Here is a 23,629-nt window from a genome sequence, read left to right on the forward strand (position 1 = left end):
CAACCTTCGCCTGAAAATTTTTTCCGGTCGCACTTCGAATCGACAAGCAATTGATTGCGGATTGATCGCATTTCCCTGGCCGATCAATGGCATAGCCGTTGCATTAGAAGAAGCGCGCACTGCCTGAACGCGCTTCCTTTTTTACTTAGCAAACCTGATCGGAGAGTGTCATGCCAGCCGTCAACAAACCGCTGCATCAGAAAGGCGATTACCTTGTCGACTACGAAGAGAAAGTCTTTGAGGACGTAAAAGCGGAGCCGGGCGAAAAGGCGCTGGTCACGTTTCATACCGTCGCGTTCGAAGGATCAATCGGCTTCGTCAATCTTTTGCAGGCCACACGTCTGCAACGAAAAGGCTTTGAAACGTCGGTTCTGCTGTATGGGCCGGGCGTCACGCTCGGGCTGCAACGCGGCTTCCCGACTATCGGCGACGAAGCGTTTCCCGGTCACCTGAATTTCAACAAGCAACTGATGAAGTTCATGGAAGAGGGCGGCAAGGTCTACGCGTGCCGCTTTGCATTGCAGGCGCTATATGGCCATGGCGAAGCGTCGCTGATCGAAGGTATTCGCCCGATCAGTCCGCTCGACGTGCTCGACATTCAGCTGCTGCATCGTAAGGACAACGCGCTGATCATTCATACGTGGACGGTTTGACGAGAGGCGAGTGACCACCATGTCCGACAAACCGGCCGACAAACGCATCGTGCGCGCTGCCGCAGTCCAGATCGCACCGGACTTCGAGCGCAGCGGCGGCACGCTTGAAAAAGTCTGCGAGGCAATGGAAAAAGCGGCGCGCGAAGGCGTGCAACTGATCGTGTTCCCCGAGACATTCGTGCCTTATTACCCGTACTTTTCTTTCGTACGGCCGCCCGTCGCCTCCGGCGCGGATCACATGAAACTGTACGAGGAAGCCGTGGTCGTGCCGGGTCCGGTGACGCAGGCGGTAGCCGAGCGTGCGCGGTTGCACCGGATGGTGGTGGTACTTGGCGTCAATGAACGCGATCACGGCAGCCTCTACAACACGCAATTGATCTTCGACGTGGATGGTCAACTCGTGCTTAAGCGCCGCAAGATCACGCCGACGTTTCATGAACGGATGATCTGGGGGCAGGGCGACGCAGCCGGTTTGAAAGTCGCGCACACGGCGGTCGCGCGTGTCGGTGCGCTGGCCTGCTGGGAGCACTACAACCCGCTCGCGCGTTATGCATTGATGACGCAGCACGAGGAAATTCATTGCAGCCAGTTTCCCGGCTCACTGGTGGGGCCGATTTTCGCCGACCAGATCGAGGTGACGATTCGTCATCACGCGCTGGAGTCGGGTTGCTTCGTCGTCAATGCAACGGGATGGCTGACCGAAGCGCAGATTGCGTCGGTCACGCCGGATACGAACTTGCAGAAGGCACTGCGCGGCGGTTGCAATACCGCAATCGTGTCGCCTGAAGGTCAGCACCTGGCGCAGCCGTTGCGCGAAGGCGAGGGCATGGTGATTGCCGATCTCGACATGTCATTGATCACCAAACGCAAACGCATGATGGATTCGGTCGGCCATTACGCGCGGCCGGAATTGTTGAGTCTCGCGATCAACCGGCGCCCTGCTGAAACCGTTGCGCCGATGCAGGCATGGTCCGGTGCAATGAACGCAGAGAGCGCCGATTTCAATTCAACCGTAGGGGCGAGCGATGAACTCCAGCGAGACTTTGTCGGCTGAAAGCCGTCAATTGATGACCGAATTGCAGTCGGCAGGCTTGCGGCTCGTGTCACCGGATGCGGGCGCGGCGAGCCGGCGCGGCGGTGCGGGTCCGTCGGACCACAAGGCGGTGACGGTGGACGGCGTAACGATCATGGTGCCTGTGCATACCAGTACGGCATGGCACTCGCCGTTCGTCGCGCAGACGCCGGACGCGACCGGTTCGAGTGCATTGCTGCGCGGGTCAATTCCGATTGCGAATATCAGCTTTCCGAAACCGCCGCGTTTTTCCAGCTTGCAGACACTGGATGGCGTGCCGTATTCGCATATCGCCGCTCTGCATAGTGCGGATGTTTTAGCCACGACGGTATTGCAAACCTGTATTCGCTACGAGAGCCGTCGCAAGAGTTGCAAGTTCTGCGCGATTGGTCAGTCGCTCGCCGCGGGTCGTACGATCGCGCGCAAAACGCCGGAGCAACTGGCCGAAGTCGCGCGTGCGGCCGTATTGCTCGATGGCGTCAAGCATATGGTGCTGACTACCGGCACGCCGCCTACCCCCGATCGTGGCGCGCAGATTCTGTGCGAGAGCGCATTCGCGATCAAGGCTGCTGTCGATCTGCCGATACAGGCGCAATGCGAGCCGCCCGACGACGACCGCTGGTTCGCGCGAATGAAAGCAAGCGGTATCGACACGCTCGGCATGCATCTGGAAGTAGTGACGCCGGCTTTGCGCGAACGCATCATGCCGGGCAAAGCGAGTGTGCCGCTTTCGCGTTACATGGAGGCGTTCAAGGCAGCAGTGTCAGTGTTTGGACGCGGACAGGTCAGCACGTACATTCTCGCGGGCCTGGGCGACAGCGTCGAGGCGATTCTCGCGATGTCGCGCGAGTTGATCGATCTCGGCGTCTATCCGTTCGTCGTGCCGTTCGTGCCGATCAGCGGCACGCCACTCGAAGATCATCCGGCTCCGACACCTGGATTCATGAAGTCGGTGCTGCAACCGCTTGGCGCCATGCTCAACGCCGCTGCAATGCGTTCGGCCGACATCAAGGCCGGTTGCGGAAAATGCGGTGCGTGTTCGTCGTTGTCGTCGTACGAGGAGTGATCATGTTCGGTGAGGCGATTGCAGGCGAAGCGCTCGAAGGCGAAATGGATTTAGAGAGTCATGCTCTTTTCGCTCCCTTTTCGCCAAGTGAATTCCGCATCAAATGGACCACGCTGGATTGGGAAGCAGAAGAAGCGTTCCATTTGCGGCGTGCGGTGTTCTGCATCGAGCAGGGTATCTTTGTCGGCGACGACCGGGATGATATCGATCGACACGCGCAGCAACTGGTCGCTGTCAGTTGCGTGGCGGGTATGCCTGAACAGGTGGTCGGCACGGTGCGGATTCACCGCGATCACGGCAATGTATGGTTTGGTTCGCGGCTCGCTGTTCACGCAGCGTTTCGCCGCTATGGAAAGATCGGCGCGACGCTGATTCGCCTCGCTGTGAGCAGTGCAAATGCGCTCGGTTGCGAGACGTTTCTCGCTCACGTGCAGAGTCAGAATGTACCGCTATTTCAGGCGATGCACTGGGACGTGCTGGCCGAAGAAATGCTGCTGGGCAGGCCGCATCATCTGATGCAGGCGCAGATGGATGCGTACCCGCCGTGCGTTACACCGCACGGCGGTTTCGTCACGCTGACGCAGCAGTCGGCTCGTTCTTCGCTGCGGAGGGCGGCATGAGCGGCATGAGCGGCATGAGTGGCGCGAACACCATGAGCGTGGCCGATCTTGTCGCCAGCTTGCGCGAAAGCCGCGGGTTCCGGCACAAGACAGATATTGCCGGGGTGGTCGGCTCGCTCGCGCGTCGCTTGCCCGGCGGCGCGCACGATCTGGCTCAAGCCGTTGCGCTTGGCGACGATTGCGCGGCGCTCGCCGATGGAGACGGTTATCTCCTGTTCGCGATCGAAGGCATGGTCAGCGATTTTGTCAGCGCAATGCCGTGGTTCGCGGGCTACAGCAGCGTGATGGTCAACGTCAGCGATATCTATGCAATGGGCGGCAGGCCGCTGGCCGTTGTCGACGCGCTATGGAGCCGCGACATCGGCGCGGCGGAGCAGGTGCTGGCAGGGATGGCGGCTGCTTCAATTGCGTATGGCGTGCCGATTGTCGGCGGTCACACGAATGCGCGCAGCGATGCGGCACAACTGGCGGTGTCGATTATCGGACGCGCTAAAGCATTGCTATCGAGTTTCAATGCAAAGCCGGGCGATGCGCTGATGATGGCGGTCGATCTGCGTGGCCGTTTCGAAGAACCTTATCCATTCTGGAATGCTTCAGTGGATGCGCCGTCCGAACGTTTGCGCGCCGATCTGGAATTGCTGCCGCAACTCGCGGAGAGCGGACTCTGCGACGCTGCCAAAGATATTAGCATGGCGGGAACATTGGGCACCGCGCTGATGTTGCTCGAATGTTCGAAGGTGGGCGCGCAGATTGATCTCGCGCGTATCCCGAAGCCAACCGATGTTGCATTGTCGCGTTGGGTGACCGCGTTTCCGAGTTTCGGCTATTTGCTATCTGTGCGTCAGGAGAATATCGCGGCCGTACAGGCACTTTTCGATTCTCGCTCGCTGGCATGTGCGGTAATCGGTGTCGTCGATGATTCGCTCGAAGTATCGCTGCATCAGCAAAACGACTCGGCTGTGTTGTGGGACTTCAAACGCGAGCCGTTCATCGTTGCAAAGGAAGGTGCGCGATGAATACGTTTCATCGGGCGCTAAGCATTGCGTTGCTGGCGCATTCGGTTAATCCGCGTGGCGGCGTGGTGCATACGCTTGAATTGGCGAGTGCATTGACTTCGCTCGGACATGACGTGACGGTGTTCGTGCCCGCCGCTCCGGGAGAGACGCTGTTCCGATTGCCGCCGTGCCGTGTGGTGTATGCACCGATTACGTTGTCGCAAGCCAGTACTGTGGAGATGGTGGAAGCGCGAATCGATGCGTTTCATCGCGCGTTGATCGAACAGGATCCGGCTTCGTTCGACGTGTTGCATGCGCAGGACAGCATAAGCGGCAACGCGCTCGCGGAGTTGAAGGCGCAAGGGCTGATCCGCGGTTTCGTGCGCACTGTGCATCATCTGGACCATTTCGATAATCCGCGTCTGGCTGCATGGCAATTGCGCGCGTATCAGGACGCCGATCAGGTGCTGTGTGTGAGCGATACGTGGACTCGCGAGATGAAAGCGGCGTGGGGAATCGATGCGATCACCGTCCCGAACGGGGTAGACATCCAACGCTTTTCCTCTCGTGCCGATGATTACGACTCTGAAATCAGACAACGTTTCGGCATTGGAGATGGACCGATTGTTCTCTCCGTGGGCGGTATCGAAGGGCGCAAGAACACATTGGCCCTGCTGGAAGCGTTTGCTTCTATACGTAACGTTCGGCCGGAGGTGCAACTCGTTATCGCTGGCGGTGCGAGTCTGCTAGACCACGACGCCTACACTCGCGGCGTACTCCGGCGAGTAGAGGAATTGGGCCTCTCTACCGGTCCGCGAGAAAGCGTGGTGATTACCGGCCCGCTAGAAGACGCCGCCATGCCGGCGCTATTTCGAATCGCCGATGTGCTGTCGATGGTGTCGCTGCGAGAAGGCTTCGGCCTGGTGGTACTGGAGGCGTTAGCGAGCGGAACACCGGTAGTGGCCTCGGCAATTGCCCCATTCACCGAGTACCTCGACAACGCGACATGCTGCTGGGCCGATCCCACCGATATCGATTCAATCGCGTCTGCATTGCTCCATGCGCTCGACACTGCGACGATCGATTTCGATCACGCCGTCCCGGCATTACTCGCGCGCTTCAACTGGCGCGCGAGTGCGCAGCGTCACGTCGACGCCTACCACCACTTTCTCGCGACGTACGAGCTACCCATCAACTGATTTGAGGAATTGCAATGCCTGTCATGCACTTTCGGATTCAATGGCCCGACGGCGACGAAGCAAACTGTTATTCGCCGTCGCTCGTGATCGGCGATTTTTTTAAACCCGGTGAGGCCTATCCACTAGACGATTTCGTCACACGTTCGCGACAGGCGCTGAATATCGCGTCGGATCGAGTGCGCGAAAAGTACGGCTTCGCCTGTTCGGCGGCGATGGATCAGCTAGCGCAAATCGAGCGCGACGCTGAGCGTTTTCGCGATCGACCGGACGCGACGGTCAAGGTTATCGAGTTCAGCTAGGCGGACATTTTCTCAGAGGACGCATCATGTCGAATCCAGCACATCACGCGCGCGCCGAAGGGCATTACAGCGTGCTCGTTGTCGGCGGCGGGCAGGCCGGTTTGTCGGTCAGCTATCACCTGAAGCAATCCGGCATCGACCATCTGGTCGTCGAAAAGAACACGGTGACGCACACATGGCGAGAGCAACGCTGGGACGCGTTCTGTCTGGTCACGCCGAACTGGCAATGTGCGTTGCCGGGTTATCCGTATCAGGGCGATGATCCGCATGGGTTCATGAAGAAGGACGAGATCATTCAATATCTCGACGGCTTTATTGCACACGTCGAAGCACCTGTACTCGAGCGAACGGAAGTGCGCCGCGTGAAGCAGCGCGAAGACGGTGTTTATACGATTTCAACATCGCGCGGCGATTTCACCGCGGATCAGGTCGTCGTGGCGTCGGGCGGATATCACACGCCAATCGTGCCGCGTTTTGCCGAGCGCCTTCCTGCACATATCGGGCAGTTGCAATCGTCTGCGTATCGCAATCCGCAGTCTTTGCCTGAAGGCGCGGTGATGGTGGTCGGCACCGGTCAATCCGGCGCGCAGATCGCGGAAGACCTGCATCTGGCAGGACGCAAAGTCGTGCTCGCGGTGGGCGAAGCGCCGCGTTGCGCGCGCTTCTATCGGGGCCGCGACGTGGTCGACTGGCTCGCGGACATGCAGTATTACGACATGCCGGTCGAGAAGCATCCTCTGCGTGAGGGCGTGCGCGACAACACCAATCACTATGTGACCGGCCGTGACGGCGGACGCGATATCGACCTGCGAAAGTTCGCAGCCGAAGGCATGGAACTGTACGGCCGACTCGATGATCTGCGCGACGGACAGTTTCATTTCGCGCCCACGCTTGCGTCGAATCTCGATTCGGCGGACGACACGTATAACCGGATTAACGCGAGCATCGACGGCTTCATCGTCAAGCATGCTATCGATGCGCCAGAAGGCGAGCCGTACGAACCTGTCTGGCGTCCGATGGAAGAGCGGACCACGCTCAATGTCGAAACGAGCGGGATCGCAGCGATTATCTGGTGTATCGGTTTCACGCCGGACTTTAGCTGGCTCGATGCGCCGGTCTTCAACGGCCGCGGTTATCCCGCACATACGCGAGGTATCACGCCAATCGACGGCCTGTATTTTGTCGGCCTGCCGTGGCTGCATACGTGGGGTTCAGGACGCTTCTCCGGCGTCGCGCGCGACGCGGAGTTCATCGTGCGCGCAATTCGTGAGAAAGCGAAAGAGCGTGCGTCATTGACAGCGGCAGTCGCCGCATGAAATCGCGGAGGCTTGCGCTCGCGACTTAAAAAAACGGCCGCTGCGAATAAAAAGCAGCGGCCGTTTTACCCCTACATACGCATATGCCCGGCAAAAACTCAGCTACCCAACGCAGGATCGCTCATGCTGCTCTTGCCAGTTTCGACGTGTCCCGCAAGGCGTCGTGCGAATGACGAGTCCGTATCGACCGTAATGGCCAGGTCGTACCAGCCATGAGCATTACGCAGATCCAGATAAAGCGGCTCGGTATCGCCGCCGCGTACCGAATGCTTGATCACATTGTTCGCGTCGTACGCATTCACAATCGTGAACTGGCAACGCGCACTGCCGACGTTTTCCAGACGCAATTGCAGATTGCCGTTCGATACGTCGTAACCCTCGGCGATCTCAGGACGCGCCGTTTCCGATCCGCCCCACCAGTTGTGCGCGACCACCTTGCCCGCAAAGCGCCGCAGGAATCCATTCGGGCCGTACACGGTGTAGTCGTAGCTGCCATCTGCATTGAGCGGAAACTGATCCTGCAAACGCTTGCCCGGTTCGACCGTATAGGTGCGCGGCGCGTCGGCGCTCTGCGCGGCGTAGACCAGAAACACCGCACCGGCGCGCCCCGTGTTGACGAAGCGCATCGAGAGCTTGCCGCTCGACGCTTCGCCTTGCACACGCACGAATAGTTCATACGGCAAGGCGCGAGCGGGGCGGATGCCCGGTTCCTGCTTCGGCACCGCCTGGACAGCAGGCGGCAGCGGAATGTAATCGGCGTGGCGATTCTGGTCGGGCGGCACGTAGCCGCTCGTGCTCGGCAGCGCCGGCACGGAGCTGTTCGGGTTGCTGAAGTTGAACGCCGACATCAGATCGCCGCATACCGCGCGACGCCACGGCGTAATGTTCGACTCGCCGAGGTTGTGCTGGTGGCCGAAGCGTTTTTCGATGAAGCGGATCACCGACGTATGGTCGAACAATTCCGAGCATACGTAGCCGCCTTTCGACCACGGCGAGACCACGATCATCGGCACGCGCGGTCCGAGCCCATACGGAGCCGCTGGTGTGGTTGAGTTGCCCGGAAAGATTTCGTTGCTGATGTCGACGGTAGACAAACCGTTGGCGCTCGACGACGGTGCGAACGGCGGCGGCATGTGATCGAAGAAGCCGTCGTTTTCGTCGTAGTTGATCAGCAGTACGGTTTTGCTCCACACGTCGGGATTCGACGTGAGAATCTGCAACACCTGATCGATGTACCACGCGCCGTAATTGGTCGGCCAGTTCGGATGCTCGGAATACGCTTCGGGGGCGACGATCCACGAGACTTGCGGCAGCGCGTTGTTCTGCACGTCGCGCTTGAGTATGTCGAAGTAGCCGTCGCCATTCGCCGCGTTGGTGCCCGTGCGCGCGTTGTCGTAGAGCGGGGTGCCTGGTTGCGCGTTGCGGTACTGGTTGAAATAGAGCAGTGAGTTGTCGCCGTAATTGCCGATGTACGCGTTCTGTGTCCAGCCCCATGAGCCGTTTGCATCGAGGCCGGTGCCCATGTCCTGATAGATCTTCCACGAAATGCCCGCGTTTTGCAGTACTTCGGGGTACGTGGACCAGCCATAGCCGAGTTCGGAATTGTCGATCACCGGACCGCCGCCGTTGCCGTCGTTACCGACCCAGCCGCTCCACATGTAGTAGCGGTTCGGGTCGGTCGGCCCCATCAGCGAACAATGGTAGGCGTCGCAAATGGTGAACGCGTCGGCGAGCTGGTAGTGAAACGGAATGTCGTCGCGCGTGAGGTAGGCCATCGTCGTGGTGCCCTTCGATGGCACCCACTGATCGTAGCGGCCGCCATTCCACGCGGTGTGAGTCGTGCCCCAGTCGTGCGCGAGATCTTGCAGGAATTGCAGGCCGAGATTCGGCGCAGTGGGGCGAAACGGCAATACATCCCCCAGATCCCCTGCAAGCGGTTGATACCACACGGGCTTGCCGTTCGGCAGATTGATCGCGCGGGTGTCGCCAAAACCGCGCACGCCTTTGAGCGAGCCGAAGTAATGGTCGAACGAGCGGTTTTCCTGCATCAGCACGACGATATGTTCGACGTCCTGAATCGTGCCGGTCTTATTGTTGGCGGGAATGGCCAGCGCGTTGCGAATGCCCAGCGGCAACATGCTCAATGCCGTGGCGGAACCGGCGGCATGCGCTGCTGAGCGCAGAAAATCACGGCGATTTTTTGAAGTCATGGTTATGGCTCTCGATCTTCGGTGGAGGAACGGAACAGAACGAAACAGCGCGCGCGAGCGTGAGCGGCGCGCGATCAGTCGACGGTATGGATGACGGGTGTGGCGAGCGGGGTGGACGCAGCGGCTGACAACGCGGCGTCGGAGCCAGATGCGGGTAGGGCAGGGGTTTGAATCGTAACGGCTGAAGGCGCGGACGAGGCGGCTAGCGGGTTGTCTTGCGTCGCTGCCTGCGTGCTGCTGTTGTCAGCGGGACTATCGGTGGAACTCGAACTGGTTGCGGCAGCGTCGTCCGGTTTGTCGTCGTTACCGCACGCTGCGATCGACATGCAAAGCGACGCGGCGATCAATGCGAATGCCAAACGTTTGCGCTGTAAAACAGGAGCGAGCTTCGGCACAACGGACATGACAATGTCTCCGACATGGGGAAGGCTTGCCAGGGCATGCGTGTGCCGAGGTCAGCGATGCAGCAGCTTAATCGCTGACCTGTGTAAGTTTTGTGAAGAGGTGGTGAGGAATGGAAAGTCGGTCGGTGCGGAAACGCGGCGGTAAGTTTGCCCGGCAACACAAGCATCAGGAGACGCGAGTGATGACGGGCAAGGACGCACAGCCTGCGCGTTATTTGTCGATATTGAGGAACGGCAACGGCGCTCCCGAACCCATGTAAGTGGGCAGCTTGCCGTCCCACCGGTTGATCGCCTGCAATTGCAGATATTCCTGGCCGCCGTTGGTCTTGACCGCCTGCGCCTGAATCGCGATCGACTCGGCTTCGCCGCGCGCCTTGGCAATCTGCTGATCGGCTTCGAACTTCACGCGCGCCAGTTCCCGTTCTGCCTGTTCGGCACGCTGGCTCGCGGTGACCTTGGCTTCGATCGCCTGGTCGAACGCGGCACTGAACTTGAAATTCGTGATGTTGATGTCCTGAATCAGGAAACCGTAACCTCTGAGTTTCGTGATGAGTCCGCTCATGATGTCGCTGGAGACCTGCTGGCGTTTTGTGACCAGTTCTTCCGCGGTGTAGCGGGCTGCGACGGCCTTGAACACTTCGAACATCGCAGGCTGTACGTACGACACCTCATACTGAAGCGACGGCTCCATTGCATACAGCGCGCGCACCCGGCTCGGATCGACGCGGTAGTTCATCGTCAGATCAGTATGCACCGACTGCAAATCTTTCGACGCTGCCTGTGCACCCTCTACTCGCGCAACATCGAGCCCGATGAAGACTTCGTGAACCCGTGAGACGGGCGTCACGAAATGCGGCCCTTCGGGCAACGTTTCCGCTTCGATGTGACCGAACGTCGTTACCACGCCGATGTGCGATTGCGAGACCTGAGTGAAGCTGGCAAACAGCATACCGATAGCCGCAACGACGAGGAATGCGGCGACCCCATAACCGATTTTCGGTTGATGATCTTTACGCAGTGATCTAGATGAAAATACGACTGCCGCACCGGCAAAAATAGCAAAAAAAAGAATAACGATGATCTGGCCCATGTCGATGATTTATCAGTTGGGAAGGCAGAAAGGAATAGGCCGTCGAGTTAAATCGATTCGTGTTCACGGCCCGGTGGTGACATGCAAAAAACATAATTGCTACGGCAAATTCGCACAGAAAATGAGATGGTTTTTTCTGAAGCCGCCAAAGCGGGAGGCAGAATGAATTCGCGGGGTGAGGTCGCTGTGAGGCGGCTTCATACGGCGGAACGGCGGGTCGTTCGTTTGCATTGAAGCGGTATTGATGTTTAAGCGAATTTGTTGTTCTTGATGCCTGAGACGATTAGGCGCGTGAGCAAAACAGGATTAAAGTCTACAAGCATATTGAACGATTTTGCAATGGTCTCTTTAGAGTGAGATATTGAATCGCCCGATCGAATCGCAGTCATTCTTGCGCGTATGCCAGCGGTGGCAATTAACCGGTTTAAGAAAGTCTGCCTAAAGCGGCTTCAGTCGCGCGACGAGCCGATAACCCATTAACGCCGCGATGAAATGAATTCCGCAATTGCATCGTTCAACCTGTCCGGCGCATCGCGATGCGGTGAGTGTCCGCAAGCGTCGAGCTTGACCAGTCGCGTATGCAAAACGCGCTCTGCGATCCTGTCGATCTGGGCCATCGTGCCGTAGTGATCGTCGTGTCCCTGTATCGCGAGTAGCGGCTGATGAATCGCCAACAGTTCCGCGCCGATCGTCCATTGTCTGAAGTCGGGATTCAACCAGATGTCGCTCCAGCCGTAGAAGGCGGAGTCGACGTCCGCGTGATAGCGGGCGAGTTTCTCGCGCAGGTCGGTGGTTTCGTAAAGCTGCTTCGTTTGCACGATGCCTTGCACCGAGATGTCCTCGACAAACACGTGCGGCGCGATGACGACTGCGCCCGCCAGCGCATCGGGATGCAACGCTGCAGACAGCAGCGCGATCGAGCCGCCGTCGCTATGGCCGATCACCCACATCCGTTTGCGCTCCGTGATGCCGATTTGAAGCGAATCGAGCAACTCGGGGAGGATCTCGCGTGCTTGCGCCGTCATGTAATCGACGGGCCATTTCACTTCTCGCGGACGTGGCGTAGACAGTCCGTAACCGGGCCGCGAATAGACGAGGCCGCGCATGCCGAGTCGCTCGCACAGTGCTTGCGGCCAGTCGCGCCACATGGCGATCGAGCCGAGTCCTTCGTGCAGGAACACAGCAATCGGCGCCTCTGCTGCTGCCTCGTTGATCCACCGGTATTCGATGCGCAACGGCCCGTGCGAGACCGTGGCGGGCAGGTCGGCAAAGCTGCTAGCCGACGTATCGACGATCGTGGCGGCAGTGCCGGAAACGGGGTTCTGCATGAATCACCTTATGATTGTTGTTCGACCTGCTCGCGGTCTCTTTACACGCTTCAGCCTGAAGACTCCGCGCTATTTTCATTTTCCGAACGCGGCCGTGAGCGCGAGCCAGCAACTGCAGGCGACACCGCCCCGCACGCACGAATCACCAACTGCACGACTTCCTCCGTCGTCGCTTCGAACGCTTTCTGCGTCAACGCGCGCTTGCCCTTGAGTGCACGAATCTGCGCGTCGAAGTCGGCGTAATGCTGGGTGGTCGCCCAGATCATGTACATCAACGTCTGCGCATTCACCGGCGCGAGCAGGCCGCGCGCAATCCAGTCGTCGATCACTTTCACTCGGCTGTCGAGCCACGGCTTCACACGTCCCGTGAGAATGTCCTCCATATGCACGGCGCCGTGAATGATTTCGCTGGCCCATACCTTCGAGCCTAACGGCCGGCGCCGCGACAATTCCATTTTCGCTCGGACGTACCCGCCAATCGCTTCAACCGGATCGTCACTGCACTCGAACGTATCCGCTGCACGATGCCAGTCTTCGAACAGGTCTTCGAGCACGCGCCGGTACAGCGCGAGCTTGGTCGGAAAGTAGTAGTGCACGTTAGCTTTTGGTAAGCCAGCACGCTCGGCGATCATCGCCGTACTGGTGCCGTCGAGTCCCCGTTCGGCGAAAACCGCTTCCGCGCACGCCAGAAGATGCGCCTCGTTCGACTCACGAATGTGTGCCTTGCGCCGCCGCAATGGCGCGCGCGTTTCGTCGGTTTCGGTGATGTCGGCCGCCACGTCGTCGTCTCTCATGTTTGCCTTCGCCGGCATCTGCGCCGCGTCGCGCTTCATTCTAGTCGTTTGGACCGACGCTCACACGCGCAATCGTCATGGGTGAAAACGCCGTGCTGCAGTGCAATGGCATGCTTCTCGCTATGTTTCTCGCCGTACGAAAGGTGTTGATCTGGCAGGCTTAATCGTCTACAACCTGTCCAACTGGACAGGATTGGCAGAGCGGGCGATGCCCCAGGGTTAGCCCTTTGTTGATGACGCGATCCGGTGTGGCGAATCTGCACCGACGCCGTGCGGCGACGCCCCAAAACCCGTCGCCGATGCACCAGTTTCACGTCGGTTCACCGAAAGGAGCGAGACGAATGAATGCGGTATCCGAAGCATTGAAGCGCGCGGAATTGAGCACGTCGATCAAGGTCGACGGCAAGCGGTTGTGGGATAGCCTGATGACGATGGCGAAGATCGGTGCGACGCCCAAAGGCGGTGTGTGCCGTCTCGCACTCACCGATCTCGACAAGCAGGGACGCGATCTGATCGTGAGCTGGGCGAAGGAGGCCGGTTGCACGGTCACCGTCGATCAGATGGGCAACGTGTTCATGCGCCGCGCCGGACGCAACCCGGATGCACTTCCGGTGATGACCGGCTCGCACGCGGACTCTCAGCCTACCGGCGGCCGTTTTGACGGCATCTACGGGGTGCTGGGCGGCCTCGAAGTGATCCGCAGCCTGAACGACCACGGGATCGAAACCGAGCACCCTGTGGAGGTCGTGATCTGGACCAACGAGGAAGGCTCGCGCTTCGCACCGGCGATGGTCGCCTCCGGTGTATTCGCCGGCGAGTTCTCGCTGGAATACGGACTCTCGCGCAAGGACGTCGACGGCAAAACCATCGGCGAAGAACTCGAGCGCATCGGTTACGCGGGCGATGTTCCGTGCGGTGGCCGGCCGTTGCATGCGGCGTTCGAATTGCATATCGAGCAAGGGCCGATTCTCGAGGCCGAACAGAAAACCATTGGCGTCGTGACCGATGCGCAAGGTCAGCGCTGGTACGAAATCACGCTGACCGGGCAGGAAGCGCACGCGGGCCCGACGCCGATGCCGCGTCGTCGCGATGCGTTGCTCGGTGCTGCGCGTGTCGTCGATCTCGTCAACCGTATCGGACTCGATAACGCGCCGCTGGCCTGCGCGACGGTCGGCATGCTGCAGGTCTATCCGAACTCGCGCAACGTGATTCCGGGCCGTGTGTTTTTCACCGTCGATTTCCGTCATCCCGACGATGCAGTGCTCGCAAAAATGGACGCCGCCTTGCGCAAAGGCGTGGCTGAGATTGCGGACGGCATCGGTCTGCAAACTGAACTCGAACAGATCTTTTACTACGCGCCGATCGCGTTCAACGAAGCGTGCGTGAAGTCGGTGCGCGCAGCAGCCGAACGCTTTGGTTATCCGCATCGCAACATGGTGTCCGGTGCGGGACACGATGCGTGTTATCTGTCGCAGGTCGCGCCGACTTCGATGGTGTTCGTGCCGTGTGTCGACGGCATCAGCCATAACGAAGTCGAGGACGCCACCTTCGAATGGATCGAGGCAGGCGCGAACGTTTTGCTGCATGCCATGCTTGAACGAGCGTGCGAGCCGGTTTCATAACGCCGTAGCGGGTCCGGCCAGACGCTGGCCGTCAGTCATCGTAGTGCCCATAAAACATGCCGTCCCGACTCCGCTCGCAGCGCAGCCGGCAGGTACGGCTACGTCCTCACATCGAAGAAGGAACGTGTATGGCCATCAAGCAAACTGGCGATATAGCCGCTCAACGGTTATCGCCCGAGCAGCTTTCGTGCGAGTTCTCCGACATCGCGCCGTTGCTCGACGCGAGCGCGGCGGCAGCCGCAGCGAGCCGTTGCCACTACTGTTACGACGCGCCGTGCGTGAACGCGTGTCCGACGCAGATCGACATTCCCAGCTTCATCCGCAAGATCGGCAACGGCAATCTGAAGGGCGCGGCGGTGGATATTCTGTCAGCCAATCCGATGGGCGGCATGTGCGCGCGCGTTTGCCCCACCGAGATTCTTTGCGAAGGCGCATGCGTGCGTAATCACCAGGATGCGAAGCCTGTTGCCATCGGCGCATTGCAACGGCATGCAACGGATTGGGCGATGGCGCGCGGCGAGCCCCTGTTCAGACGTGCCGCTGAAACGGGGCGGCACGTCGCCGTGGTCGGGGCGGGGCCGGCGGGGCTGGCTTGTGCGCATCGTCTGGCGCTGGCGGGTCATCGCGTGACGATTTACGACGCGCATGAAAAGGCCGGTGGCCTGAACGAATATGGCATCGCCGCTTATAAAACCGTCGACGATTTCGCGCAGCGTGAAGTGGCGTGGCTGTGCTCCGTCGGCGGCATTGAAATCGAGCATGGCGTCGCGCTTGGGCGTGATATTCAACTCGATACTTTGCGGCAGCAATACGACGCGGTGTTTCTTGCCATCGGACTCACGGGCGTGCGCTCGCTCGCGATGCAAGGCGAGGACCTGAGCGGCGTGATGAACGCGGTGGATTTCATCGAACAGATCCGCACCGCGAGCGACCTCGGCACGGTGCCGGTGGGACGTCGGGTGGTCGTGATCGGCGGCGGCAATACGGCGGTGGATGCGGCGGTGCAAAGCCGCAAGCTCGGCGCGACATCGGTGACGATGGTGTACCGGCGCGGTGTCGAGTCGATGAGCGCGACGTGGGTCGAGCGCGATTTCGCGCAGACCAACGGCGTCACGTTGATCACCCATGCCACGCCGACGCGCTTGATCGGTGCAGAAAACGCGGTAACGGGTGTCGAATTCGAACGCACGTCGAGCGATGGCGCGCAGGAGCGCTTCGTCGTCGAGGCCGACATGGTGCTCAAGGCGATCGGGCAAACGCTGGTGGCGGTCGGTATCGAGCGCGAGTTGTTGACGCTCGACGGCAGCCGCATCGCGGTCGATGCGAGCGGGCAAACGTCGTTGTCCGGCGTGTGGGCGGGGGGCGATTGCGCGGCGACAGGCGGTGTCGATCTGACTGTGCAGGCGGTGCAGGACGGCAAGATCGCGGCCGCTGCAATCGATGCGCAATTCGCCCGCACCGCGATCAAGGCTGCTTAGCCTGGTCCGCGCGAACACACGAAAAACGCATCCGCAAGCATACAAAAAACAGCAGTCCCCAAGGAGCCGAACATGGCCGATCTGCGCTGTACGATTGCCGGCATCACTTCGCCGAATCCTTTCTGGCTCGCGTCCGCACCGCCGACCGACAAAGCCTATAACGTGAACCGCGCATTCGAAGCGGGCTGGGGCGGTGTGGTCTGGAAGACGCTCGGCCTCGATCCGCATGTGGTGAACGTCAGCTCGCGTTACGGCGCGGTGCAATGGAACGGTCAGCGTATCGCGGGTTTGAACAATATCGAATTGATCACCGACCGTCCGCTCGACGTCAACCTGCGTGAGATCGCGCAAGTCAAACGCGACTGGCCCGACCGCGCCATGATCGTTTCGCTGATGGTGCCGTGCAATGAACGCGACTGGAAATGGATTCTGCCGCTGGTCGAAGACACCGGCGCCGATGCGGTCGAATTGAATTTCGGTTGCCCGCACGGCATGAGCGAACGCGGTATGGGCGCAGCGGTGGGGCAGGTGCCCGAGTACATCGAAATGGTCACACGCTGGGTCAAGGAAGGCTCGAAGCTGCCGTGTCTCGTGAAGCTCACGCCGAACATTACCGACATCCGTGTCGGCTCGCGCGCGGCTTTTAAAGGCGGTGCAGATGGCGTGTCGCTGATCAACACGATCAACTCGATCGTCGCAGTGGATCTCGACGCGATGTCGCCATTGCCGATGGTCGATGGCAAAGGCACGCACGGCGGCTACTGCGGGCCAGCAGTGAAGCCGATTGCGCTGAACATGGTCGCCGAAATCGCACGCGACCCGGAAACGCCGGATCTGCCGATTTCCGGCATTGGCGGCATTTCCACCTGGCGCGACGCCGCCGAATTCATGGTGCTTGGCGCGGGCAGCGTGCAGGTTTGCACGGCGGCGATGCACTACGGTTTTCGCATCGTGTCCGATCTCGCCGACGGCCTCTCGAACTGGATGGACGAAAAAGGCTACGCCACGCTCGACGACATTCGCGGCCGCGCGGTGCCCAACGTCACTGACTGGAAGTACCTGAACCTCAAATACGACATCAAGGCGCGCATCGATCAGGACAAATGCATTCAGTGCGGGCTGTGCCATATCGCATGCGAGGACACCGCGCATCAGGCGATCATGAAAGAAAAAGATGGCGTTCGGCATTTTGAAGTGATGGACTCCGAATGTGTCGGCTGCAATCTGTGCATGCATGTGTGTCCGGTCGAGCAGTGCATCACGATGGAGCGCGTGGACAACGGCGAATACGCGAACTGGACCACGCATCCGAACAATCCGGCGCGCGTGAATGCTGCATCGGGTGCAACGGCGGCCGAGGTCGAAGGCGAAGCTGCAACTACTGCAGGCGCACATGCGCACGCGGCAAAGGCCGCATGAAACACGAAGCGATCTAGCAACGCGCTGTACTGAACCTGTCGTTCCCCAAAGGCCCGACACGCCACCAGAAGCGTGGCGGGCCTCAACGATCACGTGGAGATCTTTCGATGAAGCAGACAGCGCAATCCGTCGATCCGCAATTCGCGGCCGGCGCGCAAGGCAGCGATCTATACAACGACGATCTTGCGCCGACCGGCCCCGCACAGCGAACGTGGCGGTGGTATCACTTCGCCGCGTTGTGGGTGGGGATGGTGATGAACATCGCGTCGTACATGCTGGCCGCCGGCTTGACCGAGCAGGGCATGTCGCCGTGGCAGGCCGTCGTGACCGTGCTGCTCGGCAATCTGATCGTGCTGGTACCGATGCTGCTGATCGGCCACGCAGGCGCCAAACACGGCATTCCGTACGCGGTGCTGGTGCGCTCGTCGTTCGGCACGAGCGGCGCGAAACTGCCTGCGTTGCTACGGGCGATCGTCGCGTGTGGCTGGTATGGGATTCAAACTTGGCTCGGCGGCAGCGCGATCTACACGCTGTTAAACATTCTCACCAACAATGCATTGCATGGCGACGCGCTGCCGTTCCTCGGCATCTCGATTGCGCAACTCGCGTGCTTCCTGGTTTTCTGGGCATTGCAGATTTATTTCATCGTGCACGGCACCGAAGCAATTCGACGGCTCGAAAGCTGGTCCGCGCCGATCAAGATCGTGATGTGTATCGCGCTGGTGTGGTGGGCGACTTCGAAAGCGGGCGGGCTCGGCTCGATGCTGTCGGCGCCGTCGCAATTCGTGCCGGGCGGCAAGAAGGAAGGCATGTTCTGGGTCACGTTCTGGCCAAGCCTCACCGCGATGGTCGGCTTCTGGGCGACGCTCGCGTTGAACATTCCCGACTTCACGCGCTTCGCGAAAACGCAGCGCGATCAGATCATCGGACAGACCATCGGCTTGCCTGTGCCGATGGCGTTGCTATCGGTGATTTCGGTCGTGGTCACGTCCGCCACGGTGGTGATCTACGGCAAGGCAATCTGGGACCCGATCGACCTGACGAGCCGCATGACCGGCATTGGCGTCGGCGTCGCGCTGATCATTCTCACGCTCGACACGATGTCGTGCAATCTCGCGGCCAATCTCGTCGGACCAGCTTATGACTTTTCGAGCCTGTGGCCGAAGGGTATTTCTTATCGCGTCGGCGGCATGATTACCGCGACCATCGCGATCGTCATGATGCCGTGGAAGATTCTCGCGACCACGCAGGGCTATATTTTCACCTGGCTGGTCGGTTACTCGGCGTTGCTCGGACCTGTGGCGGGTATTCTGATGGTCGACTATTTTCTGATTCGCGGCACACGGCTCAATATGCGCGAACTGTTCGACGAGCAGGGCGAATACAGCTATACAGGCGGATGGAATATCGGCGCAGTGGTGGCGTTGCTGATCGGCGTATTGCCTAATTTGCCGGGCTTTCTGCATACCGCGTTTCCGGCTTCGTTTCCGAATGTGCCTGCATTCTTCAATACGCTCTATACGTATGCCTGGTTTGTGGGACTTGCGTTGGCGTCGATCGTATATAGCGCGTGGATGAAGCTGAGCAAGGGACCGAGTGCGCGAACGGCCAGCGCTTGAACCGGATGCGATCGCAATAGCAATAGCGGTAGAAAAATGCATGACGTAGCATCGAAACCAGCAGTTCAAAAGGAGGCGGCAACATGACGACCCTGATTCGCGGCGGCACGATTATCGACGCGGAGAACACGTATCGTGCGGACGTATTGTGTGCGGACCCGCAGGACGGCGGCACGATCCTGCAGATCGGCGCGGACCTGGAAGCACCGGCGGGCGCGACGATTGTCGATGCAGGCGGCCAGTATGTGATGCCTGGCGGCATCGATCCGCATACGCATATGGAATTGCCGTTCATGGGCACCACGGCGAGCGACGACTTCTATACCGGCACCGCTGCGGGTCTATCGGGCGGCACGACCAGCATCATCGACTTCGTGATTCCGAGTCCGAAGCAGCCGCTGATGGAAGCGTTCAGGGAGTGGCGCGGCTGGGCGGAAAAGGCATCGGCCGATTATGGTTTTCACGTTGCAGTCACCTGGTGGGATGACTCGGTTTATCGCGACATGGGGACGCTCGTACACGAACACGGCGTGTCGAGCTTCAAGCATTTCATGGCCTACAAAAACGCGATCATGGCCGATGACGAAGTGCTCGTGAACAGCTTCTCGCGCTCGCTCGAACTCGGCGCGCTGCCGACCGTGCATGCGGAAAATGGCGAACTGGTGTTCCAGTTGCAACGTCAGTTGCTGGCCAAAGGATTTACGGGTCCAGAGGCGCATCCGTTATCCCGCCCGCCTGAGGTCGAAGGCGAAGCGGCCAATCGTGCGATCCGCATCGCACAGGTGCTGGGTGTGCCGGTGTATATCGTGCACGTGTCCGCGAAAGATGCCGTCGACGCGATTGCGCGTGCTCGCAGCGAAGGCTTGCGCGTGTTCGGCGAAGTGTTGCCAGGCCATCTGGTCATCGACGAAGCGGTGTATCGCGACCCCGACTGGACCCGTGCGGCCGCGCACGTGATGAGCCCGCCGTTCCGTTCCGCCGAGCATCGTGAGGCGCTGTGGCGAGGTTTGCAGGCCGGCCAGTTGCATACCACGGCAACCGATCACTGTGTGTTCTGCGCGTCGCAAAAGGCCATGGGCCGCGAAGACTTCACGAAGATTCCAAACGGTTGTGGCGGGGTCGAGGACCGGATGGCGGTGCTCTGGCATCACGGCGTGAATTCAGGACGCCTCACGCCGAATGAATTCGTGCGCATTACGTCGACGAATGCTGCGCAGATTTTCAACCTGTATCCGCGTAAAGGCGCGGTGCAGGTTGGTGCGGATGCCGACCTCGTGGTGTGGGACCCGAACGCCAGCAAGACGATTTCGGTGAAGACGCATCATCAGAAAGTCGACTTCAACGTGTTCGAAGGGATGACGGTGCAGGGCGTCGCGATGCATACGCTCACACGTGGCGCGCTCGCGTGGACCAACGGCGAATTGCGCGCGGAGCGCGGCGCGGGCCGCTATCTGAAACGGCCGCCGAACCCGGCTTATTTCGACGCGATCCGCGTTGCCAACAAGCGCAAGGAGCCGCATCCGGTGGAGCGGTAGAGGGTTTGAGGTTTATCGAGCCGCAGCGCCTCTGGCGTCGCGGCTTGTCTTTATCCGCTGTGCGCCTATCGATCCAACTACCGGTTTTTTGTCAAACTCCGTCCGGTTTGCTACAGTCCGCCCATTCTGCCGATCCTGAGCGTCGGCAGAACTCGCCTATGACGTAGCACACTGACGGAGCCTCCTGATGAAGTCGATTCGTTGCATTCTGCTGATCGCGTTATTGCAGGCCGTGACGATCAGCCCGCTTTTCGCAGCCGACGACCTCGATAGAATCAAATCCTCCGGGGTGTTCAGGATCGGCACCGAAGGCACCTATGCGCCGTTCACGTATCACGACGAAATGGGCAAGCTGACAGGTTTCGACGTCGAGATCGGCACGGCAATCGCGAAGCGTCTCGGCGCGAAGCCGCAATTCATTGAAGGTCAGTGGGACGGTCTGATCGCGGGCCTCGACGTGAATCGCTACGACGTGGTGATCAACGTGGTGTCGATCACCGAGGCGCGCAAGGCCAAATACGATTACTCCGACCCGTACATCACGTCATATCCGGCGTTGATCGTCGCGTCGAGCAACAGCCGGATCAGATCGTTCGGTGATCTGAAAGGCAGGAAGTCCGCCAATTCGCTGACCAGTCACTTCGGCGCGGTTGCAAGCGCCTATGGCGCGCAGGTGATACCCGTGCAGGGCTTTAACGAAGCGCTCGATCTGCTGATCTCGGGACGGGTCGATGCAACCGTGAACGACTCGCTATCGTTTTTTTACTTCATCAAACGGCGGCCGGATGCCCACGTGAAAATCGTCGCATTCGATAACGCGCCCGGCAGTACCGACGAGTCAGGCGTATTGATGCGCAAGGGAAGCCCGAGATTGCGCGCGGCGATCAATGCGGCGCTCGCGGGCATGAGGAAAGACGGTACGTATCAGAAGATTTCGCAGAAGTACTTCGGCGAGGATGTGCTTCACTGAGTGGCTGACAAATGAAAAAGGGGAGCGTTAAAAACGCTCCCCTTTTTTTCAATACGCTGGATCGGCAGCGTTGGCTCAAGCCTATTGAAACTTCAAATCGGCCTCATCGAACACCCGGGTAGGGTCTGGGCGAGGCCCCGGTCAATGCCCTTGTAAGGCCTTAAACCGCGGCACTTTCCGCTGCATCGTTCAATGCAGCGTCAAAGAAACTTTCTTTCGCATTTGCGTTGGCGCGAGCATAAGCACGGTTGACGCCGCTGATCACGGCGCGGATAGACGCCGTCACCAGATTCGCGTCGATACCGACGCCGAACGCGCTGCCGGTCACATCGGCGCCGGCCATTTCTGCGATCGCCACTGCGCGGGCATCGGCGCCTTGCGTCAATGCGCGTTCTTCATAATGCTGAATGCGCACGGGTGCGCCGATTGCGTGCATCAGCGCGTCGAGCGGACCGTTGCCTGCACCGTTCAACACGCGCGGTGTGCCGTTGATTTCGACCTTGAGCTTGATGTGTTCGCGGCCGTCATTCTCCGACAGGCTGTGGCCGATATAACGAATCGGCTCGACGTTCTGCACGTACTCCTGCTGGAACAATTCGAAGATCTGCGACGGCGTGACTTCGCCACCGCTGTCGTCGGTGAAGTGCTGCACGGCCGAGCTGAAATCCACCTGCAAGCGGCGCGGCAACACGACGCCATAGCTCTGCTCCAGCAGATACGCGATGCCGCCTTTACCCGACTGGCTGTTCACGCGAATCACGGAGTCGTACGTGCGGCCGAGATCGTTCGGATCGATCGGCATATACGGCACTTCCCACATCGCGTCCGGCTTCTGGACGGCGAGGCCCTTCTTGATCGCGTCCTGATGCGAGCCCGAGAACGCGGTGAACACCAGATCGCCGACATACGGATGACGCGGATGCACCGGCAACTGCGTGCATTCTTCAGCAGTACGCGCGACTTCGTTGATGTTCGAGAAGTCGAGTTCAGGATCGACGCCCTGGGTGTACAGATTCAACGCCAACGTGACGAGGTCGACGTTGCCGGTACGCTCGCCGTTGCCGAACAGGCAGCCTTCGACGCGGTCCGCGCCGGCCATCACCGCGAGTTCTGCCGCCGCGACAGCGGTGCCGCGGTCGTTATGCGGATGCACGGACACGATCAGCGAATCGCGGCGCGCGAGGTTGCGGTGCATCCATTCGATCTGGTCGGCGTAGACGTTTGGCGTCGCCATTTCGACGGTAGCGGGGAGGTTGACGATCGCCTTGTGTTCCGGCGTCGGTTGCCAGATGTCGAACACCGCGTCGCAGACTTCCTTCGCGAATTCGAGTTCGGTGCCGCTGAACACTTCCGGGCTGTATTGCAACGTGAAGTGCGTTTCCGGCGCGGCATCGGCGAAACGCTTCATGGTGCGTGCGGCCTTCTGCGCGAGTTCTTTCACGCCGTTCTGATCGAGACCGAACACGATCTTGCGGAATTCCGGCGCGGTCGCGTTGTACAGGTGGACGATGGCGCGCGGTGCGCCCTTCAACGATTCAAAGGTGCGTTCGATCAGATCGTCGCGCGCCTGGGTCAACACTTCGATCGTGACGTCGTCGGGAATGTGGCCGCCTTCGATCAGTTCACGCACGAAATTGAAGTCGGTCTGCGATGCGGACGGAAACGCGACTTCAATTTCCTTGAAACCGATCTGCACCAGCGTCTTGAACATGCGCATCTTGCGTTGCGCGTTCATCGGCTCGAACAATGCCTGATTGCCGTCGCGCAGGTCGGTGCTCATCCAGATCGGCGCACGCTCGATGACGCGCGACGGCCACTGGCGATCCGTCAAATTGATCGGCTTGAACGAACGGTATTTGGTAGCAGGGTTTTTCAACATTTTCATCATCCGTGAGTTGGAACCAGAAGGCTGGTGTCGACCGGACGACGAAGATGTGATG

Annotated in this window: 20 protein-coding genes; 14 read left to right on the top strand and 6 right to left on the bottom strand. The window is 59.9% G+C overall.

What is annotated here, in order from left to right:
• Window positions 1-170 precede the first annotated feature (170 nt).
• From ABH945_RS03975 to ABH945_RS04010, 8 genes are read left to right on the top strand one after another with little or no spacing between them, the layout of a single operon-like run.
• On the top strand, window positions 171-653 hold the full coding sequence (locus tag ABH945_RS03975; protein ID WP_429249785.1) for an MSMEG_0572/Sll0783 family nitrogen starvation response protein: 483 nt from the start codon (window positions 171-173) through the stop codon (window positions 651-653).
• Between the two features lie 19 nt (window positions 654-672).
• Entirely contained in the window at window positions 673-1,707 is a 1,035-nt protein-coding gene (locus ABH945_RS03980; RefSeq protein ID WP_429249786.1) for a Nit6803 family nitrilase, read from the top strand.
• Window positions 1,679-2,791 carry an MSMEG_0568 family radical SAM protein gene (locus tag ABH945_RS03985; RefSeq protein ID WP_429249787.1) on the top strand — a complete coding sequence of 371 codons (1,113 nt, stop codon included), beginning with the start codon at window positions 1,679-1,681 and terminating at the stop codon, window positions 2,789-2,791. Before ABH945_RS03980 ends, ABH945_RS03985 begins: the two co-directional genes overlap by 29 nt.
• 2 nt (window positions 2,792-2,793) lie before the next feature.
• Complete coding sequence (locus ABH945_RS03990; RefSeq protein ID WP_429249788.1) at window positions 2,794-3,411, top strand: MSMEG_0567/Sll0786 family nitrogen starvation N-acetyltransferase; 618 nt, start codon at window positions 2,794-2,796, stop codon at window positions 3,409-3,411.
• A 32-nt stretch (window positions 3,412-3,443) separates the two neighbouring features.
• Window positions 3,444-4,427, top strand: coding sequence for a sll0787 family AIR synthase-like protein (locus tag ABH945_RS03995; RefSeq protein WP_429250363.1), 984 nt, complete (start codon window positions 3,444-3,446; stop codon window positions 4,425-4,427).
• Entirely contained in the window at window positions 4,424-5,605 is a 1,182-nt protein-coding gene (locus ABH945_RS04000; RefSeq protein WP_429249789.1) for an MSMEG_0565 family glycosyltransferase, read from the top strand. The genes ABH945_RS03995 and ABH945_RS04000 overlap by 4 nt, the downstream gene beginning before the upstream one ends.
• 14 nt (window positions 5,606-5,619) lie before the next feature.
• Window positions 5,620-5,904: an MSMEG_0570 family nitrogen starvation response protein gene (locus tag ABH945_RS04005; protein ID WP_429249790.1), complete on the top strand. Its 285-nt coding sequence runs from the start codon at window positions 5,620-5,622 to the stop codon at window positions 5,902-5,904.
• Window positions 5,905-5,930: 26 nt separating this feature from the next.
• Window positions 5,931-7,220, top strand: a complete 1,290-nt coding sequence (locus ABH945_RS04010; RefSeq protein WP_429249791.1) for an MSMEG_0569 family flavin-dependent oxidoreductase — start codon at window positions 5,931-5,933, stop codon at window positions 7,218-7,220.
• A 98-nt stretch (window positions 7,221-7,318) separates the two neighbouring features.
• On the opposite strand, the gene ABH945_RS04015 is transcribed toward ABH945_RS04010, so the two are convergent.
• The 5 genes from ABH945_RS04015 to ABH945_RS04035 form a co-directional block, all read right to left on the bottom strand.
• Complete coding sequence (locus ABH945_RS04015; RefSeq protein ID WP_429249792.1) at window positions 7,319-9,430, bottom strand: phosphocholine-specific phospholipase C; 2,112 nt, start codon at window positions 9,428-9,430, stop codon at window positions 7,319-7,321.
• Window positions 9,431-9,504: 74 nt separating this feature from the next.
• The gene (locus tag ABH945_RS04020) at window positions 9,505-9,834 is read right to left on the bottom strand and encodes a hypothetical protein (RefSeq protein WP_429249793.1); all 330 of its coding nucleotides are present in this window, start codon (window positions 9,832-9,834) and stop codon (window positions 9,505-9,507) included.
• 211 nt (window positions 9,835-10,045) lie between these two features.
• Window positions 10,046-10,783 (bottom strand): prohibitin family protein, encoded by a 738-nt coding sequence (locus ABH945_RS04025; protein WP_429249794.1) that lies wholly within the window; start codon window positions 10,781-10,783, stop codon window positions 10,046-10,048.
• A 617-nt stretch (window positions 10,784-11,400) separates the two neighbouring features.
• Window positions 11,401-12,252: an alpha/beta fold hydrolase gene (locus ABH945_RS04030; RefSeq protein WP_429249795.1), complete on the bottom strand. Its 852-nt coding sequence runs from the start codon at window positions 12,250-12,252 to the stop codon at window positions 11,401-11,403.
• A 50-nt stretch (window positions 12,253-12,302) separates the two neighbouring features.
• Window positions 12,303-13,046, bottom strand: a complete 744-nt coding sequence (locus tag ABH945_RS04035) for a TetR/AcrR family transcriptional regulator (protein WP_143026249.1) — start codon at window positions 13,044-13,046, stop codon at window positions 12,303-12,305.
• Between the two features lie 341 nt (window positions 13,047-13,387).
• On the opposite strand from ABH945_RS04035, the gene ABH945_RS04040 reads away from it, so the two are divergent.
• From ABH945_RS04040 to ABH945_RS04065, 6 genes are all read left to right on the top strand, one after another.
• Window positions 13,388-14,668: a Zn-dependent hydrolase gene (locus ABH945_RS04040; protein ID WP_429249796.1), complete on the top strand. Its 1,281-nt coding sequence runs from the start codon at window positions 13,388-13,390 to the stop codon at window positions 14,666-14,668.
• Between the two features lie 128 nt (window positions 14,669-14,796).
• Window positions 14,797-16,146: an NAD(P)-dependent oxidoreductase gene (locus tag ABH945_RS04045; protein ID WP_429249797.1), complete on the top strand. Its 1,350-nt coding sequence runs from the start codon at window positions 14,797-14,799 to the stop codon at window positions 16,144-16,146.
• Window positions 16,147-16,218: 72 nt separating this feature from the next.
• Window positions 16,219-17,565, top strand: coding sequence for an NAD-dependent dihydropyrimidine dehydrogenase subunit PreA (preA, locus tag ABH945_RS04050; protein ID WP_429249798.1), 1,347 nt, complete (start codon window positions 16,219-16,221; stop codon window positions 17,563-17,565).
• Window positions 17,566-17,672: 107 nt separating this feature from the next.
• Window positions 17,673-19,184 carry an NCS1 family nucleobase:cation symporter-1 gene (locus tag ABH945_RS04055; RefSeq protein WP_074764595.1) on the top strand — a complete coding sequence of 504 codons (1,512 nt, stop codon included), beginning with the start codon at window positions 17,673-17,675 and terminating at the stop codon, window positions 19,182-19,184.
• Between the two features lie 83 nt (window positions 19,185-19,267).
• Window positions 19,268-20,719 (top strand): dihydropyrimidinase, encoded by a 1,452-nt coding sequence (hydA, locus tag ABH945_RS04060; RefSeq protein ID WP_074764593.1) that lies wholly within the window; start codon window positions 19,268-19,270, stop codon window positions 20,717-20,719.
• 187 nt (window positions 20,720-20,906) lie between these two features.
• Window positions 20,907-21,689, top strand: a complete 783-nt coding sequence (locus ABH945_RS04065; RefSeq protein WP_429249799.1) for an amino acid ABC transporter substrate-binding protein — start codon at window positions 20,907-20,909, stop codon at window positions 21,687-21,689.
• Window positions 21,690-21,849: 160 nt separating this feature from the next.
• Here ABH945_RS04065 and leuA read toward each other — a convergent pair whose 3' ends face one another.
• Entirely contained in the window at window positions 21,850-23,568 is a 1,719-nt protein-coding gene (gene leuA / locus ABH945_RS04070; protein ID WP_074766476.1) for a 2-isopropylmalate synthase, read from the bottom strand.
• Window positions 23,569-23,629: the final 61 nt, after the last annotated feature.

This window comes from Paraburkholderia sp. GAS333, from assembly GCF_050435665.1.
GTDB classification, from domain to species: domain Bacteria; phylum Pseudomonadota; class Gammaproteobacteria; order Burkholderiales; family Burkholderiaceae; genus Paraburkholderia; species Paraburkholderia fungorum_A.

Coding starts and splice junctions, on each gene's coding strand:
- ABH945_RS04055 (WP_074764595.1), top strand. CDS start 17,673: ATGAAGCAGACAGCGCAATCCGTCGATCCGCAATTCGCGGCCGGCGCG.
- ABH945_RS04030 (WP_429249795.1), bottom strand. CDS start 12,252: ATGCAGAACCCCGTTTCCGGCACTGCCGCCACGATCGTCGATACGTCG.
- ABH945_RS04005 (WP_429249790.1), top strand. CDS start 5,620: ATGCCTGTCATGCACTTTCGGATTCAATGGCCCGACGGCGACGAAGCA.
- ABH945_RS04010 (WP_429249791.1), top strand. CDS start 5,931: ATGTCGAATCCAGCACATCACGCGCGCGCCGAAGGGCATTACAGCGTG.
- ABH945_RS03985 (WP_429249787.1), top strand. CDS start 1,679: ATGAACTCCAGCGAGACTTTGTCGGCTGAAAGCCGTCAATTGATGACC.
- ABH945_RS04025 (WP_429249794.1), bottom strand. CDS start 10,783: ATGCTGTTTGCCAGCTTCACTCAGGTCTCGCAATCGCACATCGGCGTG.
- leuA (WP_074766476.1), bottom strand. CDS start 23,568: ATGTTGAAAAACCCTGCTACCAAATACCGTTCGTTCAAGCCGATCAAT.
- preA (WP_429249798.1), top strand. CDS start 16,219: ATGGCCGATCTGCGCTGTACGATTGCCGGCATCACTTCGCCGAATCCT.
- ABH945_RS04020 (WP_429249793.1), bottom strand. CDS start 9,834: ATGTCCGTTGTGCCGAAGCTCGCTCCTGTTTTACAGCGCAAACGTTTG.
- ABH945_RS03995 (WP_429250363.1), top strand. CDS start 3,444: ATGAGCGTGGCCGATCTTGTCGCCAGCTTGCGCGAAAGCCGCGGGTTC.
- ABH945_RS04040 (WP_429249796.1), top strand. CDS start 13,388: ATGAATGCGGTATCCGAAGCATTGAAGCGCGCGGAATTGAGCACGTCG.
- ABH945_RS03980 (WP_429249786.1), top strand. CDS start 673: ATGTCCGACAAACCGGCCGACAAACGCATCGTGCGCGCTGCCGCAGTC.
- ABH945_RS03975 (WP_429249785.1), top strand. CDS start 171: ATGCCAGCCGTCAACAAACCGCTGCATCAGAAAGGCGATTACCTTGTC.
- ABH945_RS04045 (WP_429249797.1), top strand. CDS start 14,797: ATGGCCATCAAGCAAACTGGCGATATAGCCGCTCAACGGTTATCGCCC.
- ABH945_RS04035 (WP_143026249.1), bottom strand. CDS start 13,046: ATGAGAGACGACGACGTGGCGGCCGACATCACCGAAACCGACGAAACG.
- ABH945_RS04015 (WP_429249792.1), bottom strand. CDS start 9,430: ATGACTTCAAAAAATCGCCGTGATTTTCTGCGCTCAGCAGCGCATGCC.
- ABH945_RS04065 (WP_429249799.1), top strand. CDS start 20,907: ATGAAGTCGATTCGTTGCATTCTGCTGATCGCGTTATTGCAGGCCGTG.
- ABH945_RS03990 (WP_429249788.1), top strand. CDS start 2,794: ATGTTCGGTGAGGCGATTGCAGGCGAAGCGCTCGAAGGCGAAATGGAT.
- hydA (WP_074764593.1), top strand. CDS start 19,268: ATGACGACCCTGATTCGCGGCGGCACGATTATCGACGCGGAGAACACG.
- ABH945_RS04000 (WP_429249789.1), top strand. CDS start 4,424: ATGAATACGTTTCATCGGGCGCTAAGCATTGCGTTGCTGGCGCATTCG.